This is a genomic window from Streptomyces sp. CS113 (assembly GCF_002188365.1).
In the GTDB taxonomy this organism is placed as follows: domain Bacteria; phylum Actinomycetota; class Actinomycetes; order Streptomycetales; family Streptomycetaceae; genus Streptomyces; species Streptomyces tendae.
This window is the reverse complement of the sequence record NZ_KZ195574.1, coordinates 549,540-565,795: the sequence shown is the minus strand read 5'-3', so window position 1 is coordinate 565,795 and position 16,256 is coordinate 549,540. Positions and strand designations below refer to the sequence as shown.

At 72.7% G+C, this 16,256-nt stretch carries 18 protein-coding genes; 9 read left to right on the top strand and 9 right to left on the bottom strand.

Annotated elements, in window-relative coordinates; all coding sequences use genetic code 11:
- Window positions 1-48: 48 nt before the first annotated feature.
- Window positions 49-750: a type 1 glutamine amidotransferase gene (locus B9W62_RS02215; protein ID WP_087804635.1), complete on the bottom strand. Its 702-nt coding sequence runs from the start codon at window positions 748-750 to the stop codon at window positions 49-51.
- 44 nt (window positions 751-794) lie between these two features.
- The gene (locus tag B9W62_RS02210; RefSeq protein WP_087804633.1) at window positions 795-1,916 is read right to left on the bottom strand and encodes a lipid II:glycine glycyltransferase FemX; all 1,122 of its coding nucleotides are present in this window, start codon (window positions 1,914-1,916) and stop codon (window positions 795-797) included.
- Between the two features lie 253 nt (window positions 1,917-2,169).
- Between B9W62_RS02210 and B9W62_RS02205 the strand changes: the two genes are divergently transcribed.
- Entirely contained in the window at window positions 2,170-3,252 is a 1,083-nt protein-coding gene (locus B9W62_RS02205) for a non-homologous end joining protein Ku (protein ID WP_087804631.1), read from the top strand.
- Window positions 3,253-3,266: 14 nt separating this feature from the next.
- Here B9W62_RS02205 and B9W62_RS02200 read toward each other — a convergent pair whose 3' ends face one another.
- From B9W62_RS02200 to B9W62_RS02190, 3 genes are all read right to left on the bottom strand, one after another.
- Window positions 3,267-4,112: an RNA polymerase sigma factor SigF gene (locus B9W62_RS02200; protein ID WP_087804629.1), complete on the bottom strand. Its 846-nt coding sequence runs from the start codon at window positions 4,110-4,112 to the stop codon at window positions 3,267-3,269.
- A 128-nt stretch (window positions 4,113-4,240) separates the two neighbouring features.
- Complete coding sequence (locus B9W62_RS02195; protein WP_087804627.1) at window positions 4,241-5,176, bottom strand: sensor histidine kinase; 936 nt, start codon at window positions 5,174-5,176, stop codon at window positions 4,241-4,243.
- Complete coding sequence (locus B9W62_RS02190) at window positions 5,173-5,526, bottom strand: STAS domain-containing protein (protein ID WP_107424183.1); 354 nt, start codon at window positions 5,524-5,526, stop codon at window positions 5,173-5,175. The genes B9W62_RS02195 and B9W62_RS02190 overlap by 4 nt, the downstream gene beginning before the upstream one ends.
- 171 nt (window positions 5,527-5,697) lie before the next feature.
- Between B9W62_RS02190 and B9W62_RS02185 the strand changes: the two genes are divergently transcribed.
- Window positions 5,698-6,054: a PRC-barrel domain-containing protein gene (locus tag B9W62_RS02185; protein ID WP_003978264.1), complete on the top strand. Its 357-nt coding sequence runs from the start codon at window positions 5,698-5,700 to the stop codon at window positions 6,052-6,054.
- Window positions 6,055-6,117: 63 nt separating this feature from the next.
- On the opposite strand, the gene B9W62_RS02180 is transcribed toward B9W62_RS02185, so the two are convergent.
- Together B9W62_RS02180 and B9W62_RS02175 are read right to left on the bottom strand one after the other, a co-directional pair.
- Window positions 6,118-6,681, bottom strand: a complete 564-nt coding sequence (locus B9W62_RS02180; protein WP_087804625.1) for a Dps family protein — start codon at window positions 6,679-6,681, stop codon at window positions 6,118-6,120.
- Window positions 6,682-6,776: 95 nt separating this feature from the next.
- On the bottom strand, window positions 6,777-7,382 hold the full coding sequence (locus tag B9W62_RS02175; protein WP_179235307.1) for a flavodoxin family protein: 606 nt from the start codon (window positions 7,380-7,382) through the stop codon (window positions 6,777-6,779).
- 44 nt (window positions 7,383-7,426) lie between these two features.
- Between B9W62_RS02175 and B9W62_RS02170 the strand changes: the two genes are divergently transcribed.
- Both B9W62_RS02170 and B9W62_RS02165 read left to right on the top strand, forming a co-directional pair.
- Window positions 7,427-8,167, top strand: a complete 741-nt coding sequence (locus B9W62_RS02170) for a class I SAM-dependent methyltransferase (protein ID WP_087804623.1) — start codon at window positions 7,427-7,429, stop codon at window positions 8,165-8,167.
- A 277-nt stretch (window positions 8,168-8,444) separates the two neighbouring features.
- A complete protein-coding gene (locus B9W62_RS02165; RefSeq protein WP_087804621.1) occupies window positions 8,445-9,167 on the top strand; it encodes an FAD binding domain-containing protein in 723 nt (240 codons plus the stop codon).
- 27 nt (window positions 9,168-9,194) lie between these two features.
- Here the strand turns inward: B9W62_RS02165 and B9W62_RS02160 are convergent, their stop codons facing one another.
- Window positions 9,195-10,040 carry a lysozyme gene (locus B9W62_RS02160; RefSeq protein ID WP_087811695.1) on the bottom strand — a complete coding sequence of 282 codons (846 nt, stop codon included), beginning with the start codon at window positions 10,038-10,040 and terminating at the stop codon, window positions 9,195-9,197.
- A 361-nt stretch (window positions 10,041-10,401) separates the two neighbouring features.
- On the opposite strand from B9W62_RS02160, the gene B9W62_RS02155 reads away from it, so the two are divergent.
- The 5 genes from B9W62_RS02155 to B9W62_RS02135 all read left to right on the top strand — a co-directional run bounded on the left by B9W62_RS02155 (window position 10,402) and on the right by B9W62_RS02135 (window position 14,932).
- Window positions 10,402-12,150 (top strand): ATP-binding protein, encoded by a 1,749-nt coding sequence (locus B9W62_RS02155; protein WP_087804619.1) that lies wholly within the window; start codon window positions 10,402-10,404, stop codon window positions 12,148-12,150.
- Window positions 12,151-12,299: 149 nt separating this feature from the next.
- Window positions 12,300-12,719: a roadblock/LC7 domain-containing protein gene (locus B9W62_RS02150; protein WP_179235923.1), complete on the top strand. Its 420-nt coding sequence runs from the start codon at window positions 12,300-12,302 to the stop codon at window positions 12,717-12,719.
- Window positions 12,716-13,072 (top strand): DUF742 domain-containing protein, encoded by a 357-nt coding sequence (locus tag B9W62_RS02145; RefSeq protein ID WP_179235306.1) that lies wholly within the window; start codon window positions 12,716-12,718, stop codon window positions 13,070-13,072. The genes B9W62_RS02150 and B9W62_RS02145 overlap by 4 nt, the downstream gene beginning before the upstream one ends.
- On the top strand, window positions 13,053-13,673 hold the full coding sequence (locus B9W62_RS02140; protein WP_107424182.1) for a GTP-binding protein: 621 nt from the start codon (window positions 13,053-13,055) through the stop codon (window positions 13,671-13,673). The genes B9W62_RS02145 and B9W62_RS02140 overlap by 20 nt, the downstream gene beginning before the upstream one ends.
- Window positions 13,670-14,932 carry a cytochrome P450 gene (locus tag B9W62_RS02135; protein WP_087804615.1) on the top strand — a complete coding sequence of 421 codons (1,263 nt, stop codon included), beginning with the start codon at window positions 13,670-13,672 and terminating at the stop codon, window positions 14,930-14,932. The genes B9W62_RS02140 and B9W62_RS02135 overlap by 4 nt, the downstream gene beginning before the upstream one ends.
- A gap of 17 nt (window positions 14,933-14,949) precedes the next feature.
- On the opposite strand, the gene B9W62_RS02130 is transcribed toward B9W62_RS02135, so the two are convergent.
- The gene (locus B9W62_RS02130) at window positions 14,950-16,173 is read right to left on the bottom strand and encodes a cytochrome P450 (protein ID WP_087804613.1); all 1,224 of its coding nucleotides are present in this window, start codon (window positions 16,171-16,173) and stop codon (window positions 14,950-14,952) included.
- Between the last annotated feature and the right edge of the window lie 83 nt (window positions 16,174-16,256).

The window sequence follows — 16,256 nt, the reverse complement described above, 5'->3', positions numbered from 1 at the left end:
CGAAACACATGAGCCGGTCCTCGTGAGCCGGTCCTCGTGAGCCGGGGCTCAGGACCCGAGGACGACCGCCGCGAAACGCCCGGCCACCTCGCGCCAGACCGCCTCGGCCGCGGGCTCGTCGAGTTCCGCCCGGCGGGAGAGCTCCACCGGGTCGAGCCCCCGGGCCCGGAGCCGGTCGGCGTCCCACGACCTGACCCGGTCCGCCCCCGCTTCGGGGTGGAACTGCACGCCCCACGCCCGCTCACCGACCCGGAACGCCTGGTACGGGCACCGCTCGCTCGCCATGAGCCACACCGCGCCGGGCGGCAGGGCGGTCACGGCGTCCTGGTGGTGCTCGATCGCCGTCACCCGCTCCGGGAGCCCTTCGAGGAGCGGATCGTCACCGGCCTCGGGCCGCAGCGTCAACGGGGTGCTGCCGACCTCCGGTTCGCCGTGCCGGCCACGTACGGTGCCACCGGCGACCTGGGCGAGGAGCTGCCCGCCGAGGCAGATCCCGAAGACCGGGGCACCCCGCTCCACCGCCTCGGCGACCAGGGCCCGGGTGGGCGCGAGCCAGGGAGCGCGCACGTCGTCATCGGGCAGGAAGCCACCGCCGAGCACCAGCACGCCCTCGTGCGCCGGACGCCGGGGCAGAGCCGCACCGGCGTAGGCGTGCACCACGTCCAGCGACACCCCGCCCGCGACCAGCCGGTCGCCGAACCGGCCCGGGCCGCCACCTCGATGGTTCTGCACCACCAGGAGCCGTGCCATCTCCCACCCCCTCGCCGCACGCCCGTCAGCGGCGTGCCGTGTACTCAGCGGCGTGCCATGTACAGGGACACAGCCTTGTGCAGCACCCTGTTCAGTGCATAGTCCCACTCGCCCAGGTACTCGACGGCCTGTCCGCCCGCGCCGACCTTGAACCGGAGCAGTCCCAGCAGGTGGTTGTCCTCGTCCAGGGTGTCGGTGATGCCGCGGAAGTCGTAGACGGCCGCGCCCAGTTCCCGGGCGTCGCACATCATCCGCCACTGGAGGGCGTTGTTGGGCTGCACCTCGCGCCGGCGGCTGGTGGACGCGCCGTACGAGTACCAGACGTGGTCGCCGACCGTCAGCATCGTGGCCGCGGCGAGCACCTCCCCGTCGTGGTGGGCGAGGTACAGGCGCATGCGGTCCGGGTCCTCGGCCGTCAGCGCCTGCCACATACGCTGGAAGTAGGCCAGGGGCCGCGGCACGAACCGGTCCCGTCGCGCGGTCTCCACGTACAGCTCGTAGAAGGCGGGCAGATCCTCCGCGTCGCCCCGGACGACCTTGACGCCGGCTTTCTCGGCCTTCTTGATGTTGCGCCGCCACTGCTGGTTGAAGCCGTTCTGCACCTGCTCCAGCGACCGCCCGGCGAGCGGTACCTGGCACACGTGGCGCGGCTGGCCCGCGGCGAAGCCGTCCTCGCCGCCCGGCTCGGTGCGCCGCCAGCCCATCCGGCGCAGCCGCTCGGCGATGTCCTCGGCCCCGGGCTCGCGCACCGTCGCCTCGACGTCGCCCAGCCGCCGGACCCCCGGGTCGGCGATCGCCGCCTTGACCGCGTCGGCGCTCCAGCGCCGGGCCACCACCGGCGGCCCCATCCGCACCGTGAACGCGCCGCGTTCCCTCAGGTGCGCGAGCATCGGCTCCAGCCACCCCTCCAGACCGTCCGCCGCCCAGTCGACGACCGGCCCCTCGGGCAGATAGGCCAGGTAGCGCCTCATCCTCGGCAGCGGGCGCAGCAGCACCAGCCCGGTGCCCACCAGCTCACCGCCCTCGTCGAACCAGCCCAGGCTCTCCGCCCGCCAGTCCGGCTTCACGTCGCCCCAGGAGGGGACCTGAAGGTGACTCACGGAAGGCCGGGCCGTGACGAAGCGCAGATGCTCCTCGCGGGTGATCGGCTTCAGACGAAAGCTCATGGGACGTCCCTCTGTTCGGCTTCGTTCGACGGTGGCGCGGCCGTCGGCGGAGACGACCGGACCCGCGGGCGGAATTCTGCCGTCCCGCACACCTCACAGGGAACAACGGCCGCCGCCGATCCGCGCGCTGTCGCCCGGCCGCCCCCCGTGTGCTCCGTCCGGCGCGCGGGGCCGCGGGCCGGATGGCAGCGTGGCAGGACCGGCCGTGCGAGCGGGACGGACGGAGCGGGCGGAGTGGACGGAGCGGACGGTCATGGCGCGGGCGATCTGGACTGGCGTGATCACCTTCGGGCTGGTCTCGGTGCCCGTCGGCCTGTTCACGGCCACCGAGGACCACACGGTCCACTTCCACCAGCTGGAGCGCGGCACCTCCGACCGGATCCGCAACCGCCGGGTGAACGAGCGCACCGGCAAGGAGGTCGACGCCGACGACATCGTCAAGGGGTACGAGGTGAGCGAGGGCGAATACGTCGTCGTGGAGCCCGGGGAGCTCGACGAGATCGCGCCGGGACGCTCCCGCACCCTGGAGATCACCGACTTCGTGGACCTGGACCGGATCGAGCCGGTCTACTTCGGCCGCACCTACTACCTGGCCCCGCGCGGCAAGGAGTACCTCAAGGTCTACGAACTCCTGCGCACCGCCCTCGCCGAGACCGGCAAGGCGGGCGTCGCCACCTTCGTCATGCGCAACCGGCAGTACCTGACCGCGCTGCGTGCCGAGGACCGGGTTCTGCTGCTCCAGACGCTGCACTGGGCCGACGAGGTCCGCGACCCCGTCGAGGAGCTGCCGGAACTGCCGTCGGACCGGGTGGGCCGGGGCAAGGAGCTGGACATGGCGCTGCGTCTCGTCGACGCCCTCAGCGGCGACTGGGAGCCCGCCCGCTACCGCGACACCTACCAGGAGAAGGTGCGCGAGCTGGTCCGGGCCAAGGCCGAGGGCGAGGAGGTCGCCGTCGCCGAGGAGGCGCCCGGGGCCACCAACGTCGTCGACCTGATGGAGGTCCTGCGCGGCAGCCTGGAACAGGCCAAGGGCGCGCGCTCCACGGGCGTCGGGGGCACGGGCCGGGGCGGCACGGGCGAGGACTCGGGCGGCAAGAAGCCGTCCGCCCGGCGGAAGAAGGCCACCGGGCCGCGGCGCAAGGCCACCGGGTCCGCCCGCCGGACCGCCCCCACGCGGGGCGAGCTGCGGGAGCTGAGCAAGGCCGAGCTCTACCGGCGGGCCACCGAACAGGACATCGCCGGCCGCTCGAAGATGAGCCGCCAGCAACTGGTCGACGCCCTCGGCGCAGGCACGAGCGACAGCCGCGGTCGCCGGAAGAAGACGACCGCGGCCTGAGGCCGGACCACCGCTCAGGCGGTGCTGAGCATGCCCTCGCGCAGTCGGGCCAGCAGCCGCGAGATCAGCCGGGACACGTGCATCTGGGAGACACCGAGGCGCTCGCCGATGTCCTTCTGGGTGAGCTCCTCCACGAACCGCCAGTGGATGATCTGCCGGTCGCGTTCGTCCAGCTCGGCGATCATCGGGGCCAGGGCGTGGAAGTCGTCCACCAGCGCAAGGGCGGCGTCGTCGGCACCGATGAAGTCCGCGAGCGCCGACTCGCCGTCCTCACTGCCGTTGATGGCCGCGTCCAGGGAGGCGGAGTTGTAGCCGTTGGCCGCCAGCCGGGCCTCGACGACCTCGTCCTCCGGCAGGCTCATCAGCTCCGACAGCTCCTGGGTGGTGGGGTTGCGGCCCAGCCGGCTGCGCAGCTCCTCGGTGGCCCGGGCCAGCTGGACGCGGGCCTCCTGAAGACGCCGGGGCACGTGCACCGCCCACGAGGTGTCCCGGAAGAACCGCTTGATCTCCCCGACGATGTACGGCACGGCGAAGGAGGTGAACTCGACCTCGCGGGTCAGCTCGAACCGGTCGATGGCCTTGATCAGACCGATCATGCCGACCTGGACGATGTCCTCCATCTCCTCCGGGCCGCGGCTGCGGAACCGGCCGGCCGCGAAGCGGACCAGGGACATGTTCATCTCGATCAGGGTGTTGCGGGCGTACTGGTGCTCGGGAGTGCCCTCCTCCAGCACCGACAGCTGCTCGAAGAACAGCTTCGACAACTCCCGCGCGTCCTTGGGCGCCACCTTGGACGGGTCCGCGATCTCCGGCATCTCCGTCGTGGCGTGCTCGGTGGCCTGTGCGGTCGTCGTCGTCATGATGTGCCCTCCCGGTGGATCGGTCGTCGTTGTCACCTTGTCGGCCGACGACCGATCGCCTACCCCGGGTCAGGCCTCGCACACATGCCGAAGTGCCACGACATTGGCGAGAGGGTCCGCACCGTGTGTCACAAGCCCAGGTAGAAGCGGACGGCGGTGCCCTCGTCGGCCGTGTGGACCCGCACCAGATCGGCGACGTAGTGGACGAGCAGGAGACCGCGGCCGCCGAGCTGCCCGTGCTCCGGGGGCCGCTTGCCGGCGAGCGGATCCGTGAGCCGGCCCGCGTCGCGGACCTCGCACACCACCTGTCCCGCCTCGGACCAGACCGCGACCGTGCCGTTGCCGCCGCCGTGGACCACGCTGTTGGTGGTCAGCTCGGCCACCGCCAGTTCCGCGTCCTGGAGCCGCCGGCCGGTCAGCCCGAGCGACGCGGCCCGGTCGACCGCGAAGCGGCGCGCCTCGGGCAGCTCCGCGGGCCCGAAGGCCAGCACGTCGGCGTCGGGAGCGCGCCCGAGCGGCTCGTTGTAGCGGGCGACGACCGCGCGCCAGTCGTACCCCTCGCTGACCCGCTCACTGCCCGCCGTGATGACCGTCGGGTGGGTGACCAGGGCGTCGGCGAGCACGTCCGCGGCCAGCCGGACCTCGTCGTACGGGCACAGGATCGTCGCAGGGCGGCCCGCGAAGGCCGCGTTGATCAGCGCCTCGTGCTGGGCGCACGCCGGGTACTCCGCGGCGCTGCGCCCCGCCCAGACCGGCTCACCGATGATCCGCACCCGCACCCGGGACCGCTCGTGCGCGTCGGCGAACGCCCTCAGTACGCCCGGGATGATCCGCCCCGGGTTGCGCCCGGCCTCGGCCATGTCCAGGAAGGTGACGTCCCGGGCGTCCGTGCCGAGTCCGCCCCGGATCAGCTCCAGGTTGGGTCCGGGCACGGCCACCGCCACCGGTTCGCCCGCGGCCAGGCCCTCCCGTACGAACGCCACCGTCCGGTCGGTGTACTCGGCATCGGAGCGGTAGAACAGCGCCGGATGGGTGAAGGTCGCGTCGGTGGTCGCCGTACTCATCGTGGCGCCACCTCGATCCGGTGCAGGGACGGCCAGAACAGGTCCAGTACCCGGGGCAGCTGCGGCGGCGGCCGTTCCACCACGAACCGGCCGACGGGCAGGTTCATGGCCGTGACGGCCAGTGCCGTCACGCCGGCCACGTCGACGAACCGCACCCCCGACAGCTCCACGTAGGACACGTCGGTGTGCCGCCGGGACAGTTCGGTCAGGGCGTTCTCCCAGGAGAGCCGGGTGCTCACGTTGATCTCACCACTGGCCCGGATGCCGGGCCGGCCGGGCAGTGGGCCCACGTCCAGCAGGGCACCGCTCCGGATGCGGGGCGGGCCGCCCGTGGCGCCTGTGCCATCCACACTCGATCCCCTTCGGATTTCCGCCGGGCACCTGCCGGGCCCGGGCGCTTCTCCCGGCCAGGCAGCCTATCCCGGATCGGGCGTCCTACGCCGGTGAGGGGACAAACAGGCGACAGTCGGGCGAAGCGGGGAACAAGACAGTGAGCGCGTCCTCGGAAGGGAAGACTGGGCATGTTTGAAGCCGAAAACATTCGTGACTGGCGTGGCCTCGACGTCGTGGACTACGACGGCCGCAAGATCGGAACCCTGGAGTCCATCTACTTCGACACCCTCACCGACCGGCCCGCGTTCGCCACGGTCACGATCGGTCTGCCGACCCGTCGGCGGCTCGTCTTCGTGCCGGTGGACAAGGCCACCGTCGGACCGTCCTACCTGAAGGTGACCTACGACAAGTCGCTGGTCAAGGACGCGCCGGGGATCGACCCGGACGGTGAGCTGGCCGCCGAGGACGAGGGCGCGGTCTTCGCCCACTACCACCTGCCCCACGAGCCGGGCAGCCGCGGCGAACGGCGCCTCGGCCGGCGCTGAACCCGCGGGACGGTGTCCGGCCGCGCGGGCCGGACACCGCCCTCGTACGCCCGTACCGGCCGGCTACGCGACTTCCGCGCCGCGGGCCGCCGCCTCCGTCTCGGACGTCGCGCTCCCCGTGGCAAGGGTGCCGCCGGCGCTCTCCAGGTGCGCCCGCACGAACCACTGGAACTGCTCCAGGTCCCTCAGCTGGCCGATCAGCAGGTCCTCCGTGGCCGGGTCGATCTTGCCGGCCTCCTCGACCGCCGCGCGCATGCCCTCGACCACGCCGGTGTAGACCACGTCGAGCGCGCCGAGATGGGCGATGGCGTCCGCCCGGCCGATGGAGTAGTCGTCCCACTTGCGCTCGGCCACCAGCGCGCCGGGCGTGCCCTGGGCGACCCCGCCGAGCGCGGCGATGCGCTCCGCGACGTCGTCGGCCATCTCGCGCACCTGGTCGACCTGGGGGTCGATCATCTCGTGGACCGCGATGAAGTGCGGACCCACCACGTTCCAGTGCACGTGCTTGAGGGTCAGGTGCAGGTCGTTGAGGGCGTGCAGGCGCAGCCGCAGCACACCGATCAGCCGTCCGGCGGCCTCGCGCTCGATGCCGGGGACCGTGTACTTCGGGGTCAGGTCGTGCGTCATGGCGGACCTCAGCTCCTCATGCGTTTCGTACGTCGTTGCCTCGTGCACGAATGCCCCGTATCGGCTCCGGCAGACATGCGCGGGAGTCCTGTCGATCAGGACGGCGGGGCGGGCAGCGGCATCGCGTCGAGCGCACGCGCCGCGTGCACCAGGTTGGACGCCATGGCCCGGCCGGTGGAGACCGACCAGTCGTGGCCGCGCTCGTCGTCGAGGAAGTCCGGACCCGGCCCGGGACCGAGGTGCCAGTAGGTCCAGGCCTGGCCGGGGATGGTGTAGCCGATGTCCGCGAGCCCGCCGCTGATCTCGCTGATGACGTGGTGGGCGCCGTCCTCGTTCCCGGTGACCAGGACACCGGCGACCCGGTTGTAGGCGACCGGGCGGTCCTCGTCGTCGGTCTCGGAGAGCATGGCGTCCATGCGTTCCAGGACCCGCTGGGCGACGGAGGAGGGGCGGCCGAGCCAGGTCGGCGAAGCGACGACCAGGATCTGGGCGGCCAGCAGCTTCTCGTGCACGCCCGGCCAGTCGTCCCCGTCGCCCATGTCGGTCTCGACCCCCGGTTTCAGGTTCAGGTCGACGGCCCGCACGACGTCCACCTCCGCCCCGTGGCCCTTGAGCGCCGCGATGACCGTGGCGGCGAGCGCCTCGGTGTTCGACGGCTGGGGGGAGGGTTTGAGAGTGCAGTTGATCACGAGTGCGCGCATGCCTACCCGTGTTCCCCGGCAGGCCTGACGCTATCGTCGGCCGTATGGCTGACGAGTGCTTCCGGCATCCGCGGCTCGCCGCGCTCTACGACGTGCTCGACACCGACCGCGGCGACCTGGTCCCGTATCTGCGCATGGCCGACGAGTTCGGCGCGCGGAGCGTGCTGGACATCGGCTGCGGAACCGGGGTGTTCGCCCTGCTGCTGGCCGACCGCGGCCTCGAGGTCGTCGGCGTCGACCCCGCCGGGGCGAGTCTCGACGTCGCCCGCGCGAGGACGGGCGCCGACCGGGTGCGCTGGATCGAGGGCGACGCCACCTCGCTCCCCGCGCTGCGCGTGGACCTCGCGACCATGACGGCGAACGTCGCCCAGGCGATCACCGGCCGGCGCTCCTGGCAGGGGACGCTGCGCGGCGCCCACGAGGCACTGCGGCCCGGCGGGCACCTGGTGTTCGAGACCCGGGACCCGGCCCGGCGCGCCTGGCAGGAGTGGACCCGCGAGCACACGCACCGGGTCGTGGAGGTCCCCGGCACGGGCACCGTCGAGAGCTGGTGCCGGCTGCTGGACGTGAGCGGACCGCTGGTCACCTTCCGGTGGACCTACGTCTTCGGCGCGGACGGCGACGTGCTGACCTCCGACTCGACGCTGCGCTTCCGCGAGCGCGACGAGGTGGCGGCCGACCTGGTCGAACAGGGTTACCAGGTACGGGAGGTGCGCGGCGCACCCGACCGCGAGGGACGGGAGTTCGTCTTCGTCGCGCGGCGTCCGGAGGAGGACGGCCGCTGACGCCGCCCGCACCGCGGGATCTCCGGGAACCTGAGACCAACAAGGAAGGCGAACGACTGGGCGCCGAACTCGCCGCCGCGCTCCTCGGGCCGTGAGACGGCAGCCGATCCGCCGCGGGCCCACCGGCGCGCGGTGGGCGCATTCGGAAGACGAGTGAGCCCTGTACGCGCCCCCTTGGGGGTGCGGACAATCCCAGTGACATCCCAGTGACTGTGATGACCCGGCGGAAGACGCGGTGTCGTCCGACCGCCGACTCCCGGGAAGCAGGTCGATCGCCATGCTGTTGCGTCAGCCGAGGACCGTGACCGAAGCGCAGGAGTGCATGGCGCAGGGCGCGGTGCCCATCGGCGGGGCCACTCTCGTGTGGGCCACCTGGCAACGCGACGGCTTTCCGGAACTGGCCATGTCACTGCGCGAACTGCCGGAGGCGACCGCCGTCGAACCCGAGTCGCTGGGAGCGGCCGTGGTGCTGCACCGCATCGACGACCGGGTGCCGGAGGTACTGCGCCGGGCGGCGGGCTCGGTCGGCACCGGAGCCGTGCGCCGGACGGCCACGGTCGGCGGCAACCTCGTCGGCAGCAGCCTGCGCTGCCTGCTGCCCGCGGCCCTGGTGCTGGACGCCCGCGCCAAGGTGCTGGGCCCGGACCGCCCCTACGAGACCGATCTGGCCGAGGTGATGGCGAAGCGTCACCTGCTGCTCGGCCTGCGCTGGCGCACGCCGGTGGCCAGCGGCTACCGCAAGCAGCCCGCCGAAGCCGGCGGCCCGCCGCCCCTGGTGGTCGCCACCGCCGTGCACGCCGACGGTGAGGGCCGGCACCTGCTGCGCGTCGCCGTGCGCGACGGCTACGACGTGCTCAGCGAGACCGCCGGCTGCGACGCGGGCCCCGACGAGACCCTCGACGCCCTGGAGCGGACGGACATCGGCGGGCTGCCGGCCGGGGCCCGGGACGTGGTGCGCGAGCAGGTCGCCGACATCCTGGACCCCCTCGCCGGCCGCTGAACCGGCGAGAGGGCCCGGCGGTCCGCGTCAGCCCTTGGCCAGGGCCTTGACGCGGTCCAGCGACCCGTTGAACTTGTCGTGGTCCCCGACGGTCGGCCCGGACGAGGTGTACTGCCACATCGTGTGGAAGTCCCAGCCGGCCGGGAGCGTCCCCACGGACGAGGCGTACCGGGCGACCCACAGCGGGTTGTCCGCGCCGAAACCGCTGTAGTTCCCGGTGCACTGCGTCCACCAGTTGGTGGAGGTGTAGACGGCGGCGTGACGGCCGGTGCGCTGTTCGTACCGGTCCAGGAAGGCCCGGATCCAGCTCACCATCTGACTGTGCGTCCGTCCGTAGCAGGTCGCCCCGTACGGGTTGTACTCGATGTCGAGGACACCGGGCAGCGTCTTGCCGTCCTTGGACCAGGCACCGCCGTGGTCGACGAAGTAGTCGGCCTGGGCGGCACCCCCGGAGGTGTCCGGGGTCGCGAAGTGGTACGCGCCGCGGATCATGCCGACGTCGTACGAACCGCCGTACTGCTGGGCGAAGTACGGGTTCCGGTAGGAGGTCCCCTCGGTGGCCTTCACATAGGCCCACTTCACGCCGCTCTTCCAGAGGGTCGACCAGGCGACGTTGCCCTGGTGGCTGGAGACGTCCACCCCCTCGGTCTGGGCGACGCGGGTCTCGACGGGGCGGCCCTGGACCCCTTCGTGGGCCAGGACGCCCCGGCCCATGTAGGCCGAACCGCGCGCGGGCGTCGCGGTGCCGTCGGCCGGTGCGGAGGCCGAGGCCGGGACCGCGGCGAGGGTCAGGAGGAGTGACTGGGCGGCGAGGATGACGCCTGACGTGAGCAGGCGGGAGTGGCGAGCTGCCACGGCTATGGGTCTGCGCATGGCACCCATCCGAACCGGTGTCGGGCCCCACCGCATCCCACGCTCGCCCAGACGGTGTCGCCCGCCGTCTCCGGCCGAGGCGCCGGGGGCGCGCCCGGCCCGGCCCGTGACCCGCGGGCGCCGCATCCGTCACAGGCAGAACGCCTGTACCACACGGGTGAGTTCCTTTGGCGAGATGTCGGCGAAGTTCGCTCCTCGGTGGGGTCTGGCGCCGGTCCGGCCTGCGCGGTCGAACCGGTGACTAGCATGAGCCGCAAGCCCGCCGGAGTGATCACCACGTGCCGGTGGCACGGCTCCGGCCCGCGGCCGACCCAGGTCGACCGGCCCTTTCCCCGCTCTCAAGGACCCGAGGGACCGCGGAATGTCAGTGTCTGCACCCCCCACCCCGCCCCGGACGCAGAAACCTCACCGCTCCACCCCAGCCGTCCCCCTGCTCGTACTGCCGGCCGCCGCAGCGGCCGCCGGTGCCGCCTGGGCCGCCGCTCCCGACACCGCCCGGAGCTGGACCGCCACCCTCGCCGTGACGTCCTGGCTGTGCGTCGCCGTGTCCGTCGTCCTCGGCTCCCACCTGGTCGGCCGGGCCCGCCGGACCGCGGCGGTCCGGCGGACGGAGATCGGCTCCCTCAAGGCCCAGCTCGCGCAGGAGAACGCCGGCCTCGTCCACCTGGTCAACGTCGCGCTGCCGGGGATCGCGCAGCAGGTGCGCGACGGCACCGCCGCGGACGAGGCCGTCGCCAACACGGCGCCCGCCTCAGGGCCTCACCTGCGGCAGGTCGTGCAGAGCTTCGCCGTCCTGGTGGAGGACGCCGTACGGCACGCCGCGGACGCCGAGGCACGGCGGCAGCAGGCGGTGCAGGAGACCCGCCGGGGCACCGCCGAACTGGAACACCTGACGCACAGCACCCTGCCCGCCGCGGTGGAGAAACTGCGGGACGGCACCTCGGCGGAGATCGTCCTCGCCGAGCTGGAATGGCCGCGGGGAGCACCGGCACGGGCCTGCGCCGAACTGTTCGTCCGGGAACTGGCCCACAGCGAACGGCGCACCGCCGCCGCGCAGGCCGCCTCCGCCAAGTCGCTCAGCCGCGTCCAGGCCAAGGCCGTCAGCATGCTCGCCGACCTGAGGGACATGCAGGATCGTCACGGCGAGGAGGTCCTCGGTGATCTGCTGCGCCTGGACCACAGCACCTCGCAGCTCGGCCTCATCACCGACCGGCTGGCCCTCCTGATGGGCGGGCGCTCCAGCCGGGCCTGGAACAGACCCATCGTGATGGAGAGCATCCTGCGCGGCGCGGTCGGCCGGATCGCCGCCTACCAGCGGGTGCGGATGCACTGCTCCACCGGCGCCGCCATCTCCGGCTACGCCGCCGAGGGAGTCATGCACCTGCTGGCCGAACTCATGGACAACGCCGCCAACTTCTCGCCGCCCATCGACGAGGTGCACGTCTACGTGGAGGAACGTACCGCCGGAATCGTCATCACCATCGAGGACAGCGGACTGAAGATGGCCGACGCCGCCATGCGCCACGCCGAACAGGCGGTGTCGGGGCGGACGAACGACCTCGCCTCGTTGCAGGGCACCCGCCTCGGCCTCGCCGTGGTGGGGCGGCTGGCCGCCAAGTACGGCGTCGGCGTGAGCTACCGGCCCTCGTCGCGCGGCGGCACGGGCGTCGTCGTCCTGGTGCCGCCCCAACTGCTCGCCCAGCAGCGGGACCCGGGGCCCGCGCTCACCGGCCGTACCTTCGGGGGTGGCGGCAGCCCCACGGTCCCCGGTCCCGCACCGGCGGCGGAGGCGGCGTACCCCCGCCGCGTCCCGGACGTCCGGCCCCCGCAGCGGACCGGCCCGCCCGAACAGGCGGCGCCGCCCGGACCACTGCCCGCCACGCCGGGCGGCCTGCCCATGCGCTCCCCGGGCCGCACGATGGCCGAGGCGGATGCCGAGCGGGAACGCCGCGACCACCACCGGCAGCCCGCGGGCCCGGCCGCGTCCGCCTCCCGCGACGCCGGGGCCAGTTTCGGCGCCTTCCACCGCGGGCGCCGGTCCGGGGCGGCCGGCGGGGCACCGGAGGCCGAACCGCCCGCTTCGGGCATCGAACCGCCCGCCCCGGGCTAGGCGGCCGGCCCGCGTCCCCCACCCCGCACCGCGCCGCTCCGCACGGCCCCGCATCGGTGCCCCTCGCCCCCCATTGCCCGTGTCGCTCGTGAGATTGGAGGAACGGGCCGGTGACCGCAGTACCGGGAACCACCGTCCCCGCACCCATCATGCAGACCACCGACAACAGCCTCACCTGGCTCCTGCAGAACCTCCTGGACCGCACCCCCGGCACCCGCCACGCCCTCGTCCTCTCGCGCGACGGCCTCAAGCTCTGCTGGACCGAACACCTCACCCTGGACCGGGCCGACCAGCTCGCCGCGATCTGCTCCGGCATCCAGGCCCTCGCCCAGGGCGCCTCCGTCGAGTTCGGCAACGGAACCGGCGGCGTCCGGCACTCCATGACCGAGTTCCACGGGGGCCTGCTGTTCATCGTGGAGGCGGGCGAGGGCGCGCACCTCGCCGTGGTCGCGGTGGAGGACGCCGACCCCGGAGTGGTGGGCCACCAGATGACCGAGCTGGTCGAGCAGATCGGTGAGCATCTGAGGGCCGAGCCGCGCCACGCCGTCCCCGGTGGCAGCTCGTCGTGACCCGCAGGCCCGTGGACACCGGCGCACCCGACCGGCTCTACACGGTCACGGGCGGGCGCAGCCGCGCCGACGACTCGTTCGACCTCGTCACCCTGGTGGTCACCGAGTGCGGGCCGTCGGCCGGTATGCAGTCGGAGCACGTCCGCATCCTCGACCTGTGCCGGCACCCCACCGCCGTGGTCGAGATCGCCGCCGAGCTGACCCTGCCGATCACGGTCGTCCGCATCCTGCTCGGCGATCTGCTCGCCACCGGAAGCATCACCGCCCGCCACCCGCGCCTGGGGCAGACCGCCGCGTCGCACCCCGATACCGCCCTTCTCCAGGAGGTGCTCCATGGGCTCCGCAACCTCTGACCCGACGGCCTCCGGGCGCAAGCCCCTCACCGACGCCGCCGAGACCGGGCTGAAGATCGTCGTCGTGGGCGGCTTCGGGGTCGGCAAGACCACCCTGGTCCGCTCGGTGAGCGAGATCCGGCCGCTCAACACCGAAGAGGTCATGACCCAGGCCGGAGTCGGCGTCGACGAGACCGGCGGAGTCGTGTCGAAGACCACCACGACCGTGGCCTTCGACTTCGGCCGGATCAGCCTGAACGACCGCATGGTGCTGTACCTGTTCGGCGCCCCCGGTCAGGAACGCTTCTGGTTCCTCTGGGACCGGCTGTTCTCCGGCACCCTCGGCGCGGTCGTCCTGGTCGACACCCGCCGGATGGACGACTCCTGGTACGCGATAGACCGGCTGGAACACCACCGCACCCCCTTCGTGGTGGCCGTGAACCGCTTCGACGACGACACCGCCCGGCACTCCCTGGACGAGATCCGGCTGGCCCTCGCGCTGCCCGACCACGTGCCGCTGATCGACTGCGACGCGCGGGTGCGGACCTCGGGCAAGAACGTGCTGGTCACCCTCGTGGACCACCTCTACCAACTGGCCCTGGCCCAGGAGAGCGCATCGTGACCGACATCGACCCGGCACCCCACGCCGCCGCCGCACCGGGCTGCCCCGCACACCCGGACGCCGTACCGCTGGCCGGACTGGAGTACCAGCAGACCCCGTCGGAGCTGTACCGAGGGCTGCGGGGCGAGCACGGCGCCGTCGCACCCGTGCTCCTCGACGGCGGCATCCCCGCCTGGCTGGTCCTCGGCTATCCCGAGGTCAGCTATGTGACCAGTCACGACGAGCTGTTCGCCCGGGACTCGCGCCGCTGGAACCAGTGGGGCAGCATCCCGCCCGACTGGCCCCTGCTGCCCTACGTGGGGCACCAGCCGTCCGTCCTGTTCACCGAGGGCGAGGAGCACCGGCGGCGGGCCGGCGTCATCACCCAGGCGCTGGCCGGGATCGACCAGTTCGAGCTGGCCCGCGACTGCCGACAGCTCGCCGACCGGCTCATCGCCGCCTTCGCCGGCAGCGGCCGGGCCGAGCTGATGAGCGGCTACGCGCACCCCCTGCCGATGATCGCCGCCGTACGGATGTGCGGGATGCCGCACAGCGGCGCCGAGACCCGGCAGCTCGTCGAGGACCTGCGCGTCTCCCTGGACGCGGCCGAGGGCGACGACCCGGTCGCCGCGTACACGCGCGTGGGCGAGCGCATCCACCAACTGGTCCGCCACAAGCGCGAGCGGCCCGGACCCGACGTCACCTCCCGGATGCTGACCCACCCGGCGGGACTGACCGACGAGGAGATCGTCCAGGACCTGATCTCCGTCATCGCCGCCGCCCAGCAGCCCACCGCCAACTGGATCGGCAACACGCTGCGCCTGCTGCTCACCGACGAACGCTTCGCGCTGAACGTCTCCGGCGGCCGCCTCAGCGTGGGGGAGGCCCTGAACGAGGTGCTGTGGCTGGACACCCCCACGCAGAACTTCATCGGACGCTGGGCCGTCAACGACACCCAGCTGGGCGGCCGGCAGATCCGGGCCGGCGACTGCCTCGTACTCGGCCTCGCCGCGGCCAACACCGACCCCCAGCTCTGGCCCGAGGCACACGTCGGCGCCGAGAACTCCGCTCACCTGTCCTTCAGCAACGGCGAGCACCGGTGCCCGTACCCGGCGCCCCTGCTCGCCGACGTCATCGCCCGCACCGCGGTCGAGACCCTGCTGGAGCGGCTGCCCGACCTCGTACTCGCGGTCGAGCCCGAGGCGTTGACCTGGCGTCCGTCCATCTGGATGCGGGGCCTGACGACCCTGCCCGCGCTCTTCACACCCGTCGTGGCCTGACGACCGGCGTGCGGACCTCAGGCCACGGGAGTGAAGCGCACCGGCAGCGACTGCGGGCCCCGGGTGAACACGCCCCGCTCCACCACCTCGAAGCCTTCCTGGGTCCGCAGGTCGGGCAGCGCGTCCAGGAGCTGCCCGACCCCGGTCTCGACCTCGGCCTTCGCCAGCAGGGCGCCGACGCAGAAGTGCCGGCCGAGCGCGAAGGCGAGGTGGTCGGCGGCGGCCGAGAAGGCGGTCGTCGTGGTCAGGTCGTCGCGCATGATGTCGAAGCGGTCCGGATCGCGGTAGCGGCTCTCGTCCCGGTTGGCCGCTCCTATCAGGCAGGTGACGGTGGCACCGGCGGGTATCGTGCCGCCGCTGAGCGTGACGTCCGTCGCCGTCTGACGCATGATCATGTGGACCGGCGGGGTGTAGCGCAGCGTCTCGGCGAAGGCGCGGGGGATCAGGCTCCGGTCCTCGCGCACGGCCGCCAACTGCTCCGGATGGGCCAGCAGGTTGGCGAAGATCCCGGCGATCGCCTTGTCGGTGGTCTCGCCGCCCGCCGCGAGCAGCAGACTGCAGAACGCCTTGATGTCCTCGTCACTCATCCGCACCCCGTCCACCTCCGCGGCGCACAGCGTGGACAGCAGGTCGTCGCCCGGGTTCTCGCGGCGCTCCCGGATGACCGGGATCATGTACTCGGCGAACTCCGTCCGGGTGCGCGCGCCGGCCGCCGCGACCTCCTGGTCGCCGGAGAGGTTGCCGAGGAACGCGATGACCGACGTGTACCAGCCGTGGAACCGGTCGTGGTCGGCCTTGTCCAGGCCCAGCATGTCCGCGATGACGTTGACCGGGAACCGGGTCGCGTAGTCGGCGACCAGATCGGCGCGGCCGGTGTGCCGGAACGTGTCGATCAGCTCACGGGAGTTGCGCTCGATCACGGGCATGAACCGCTCCTGGAGGTCGGCCCCGCGGAAGGCCGGGGCGACCAGGGCGCGCCGGACCGCGTGCTCCCGGCCGCTCAGCTGGAGGATCGTCCGGCCGTGCACGGGCTCGATCTGCCAGTCGTAGTTCTCGGTGGTGAACTGACCGCCGCGGTCCTTGAAGACGCGTTCCACGTCCTCGTAGCGCGAGACGATCCAGCTCTGGGTGGCCTCGTGCCGGATGAGGGGCGCGCTGTCCCGCATCGTCCGGTAGGCCGGGTACGGGTTCTCCGCGAACTCGGGGGAGAGGATGTCGGGGACCTGCTGCGCGGTGGACATGAGGCTCCTCGGTCGTCAACGGCCTTGTCCCACCAGGCTATTGACGACGCGACTCCGGCGACAGACCGCGCGCCCGGCCGAAT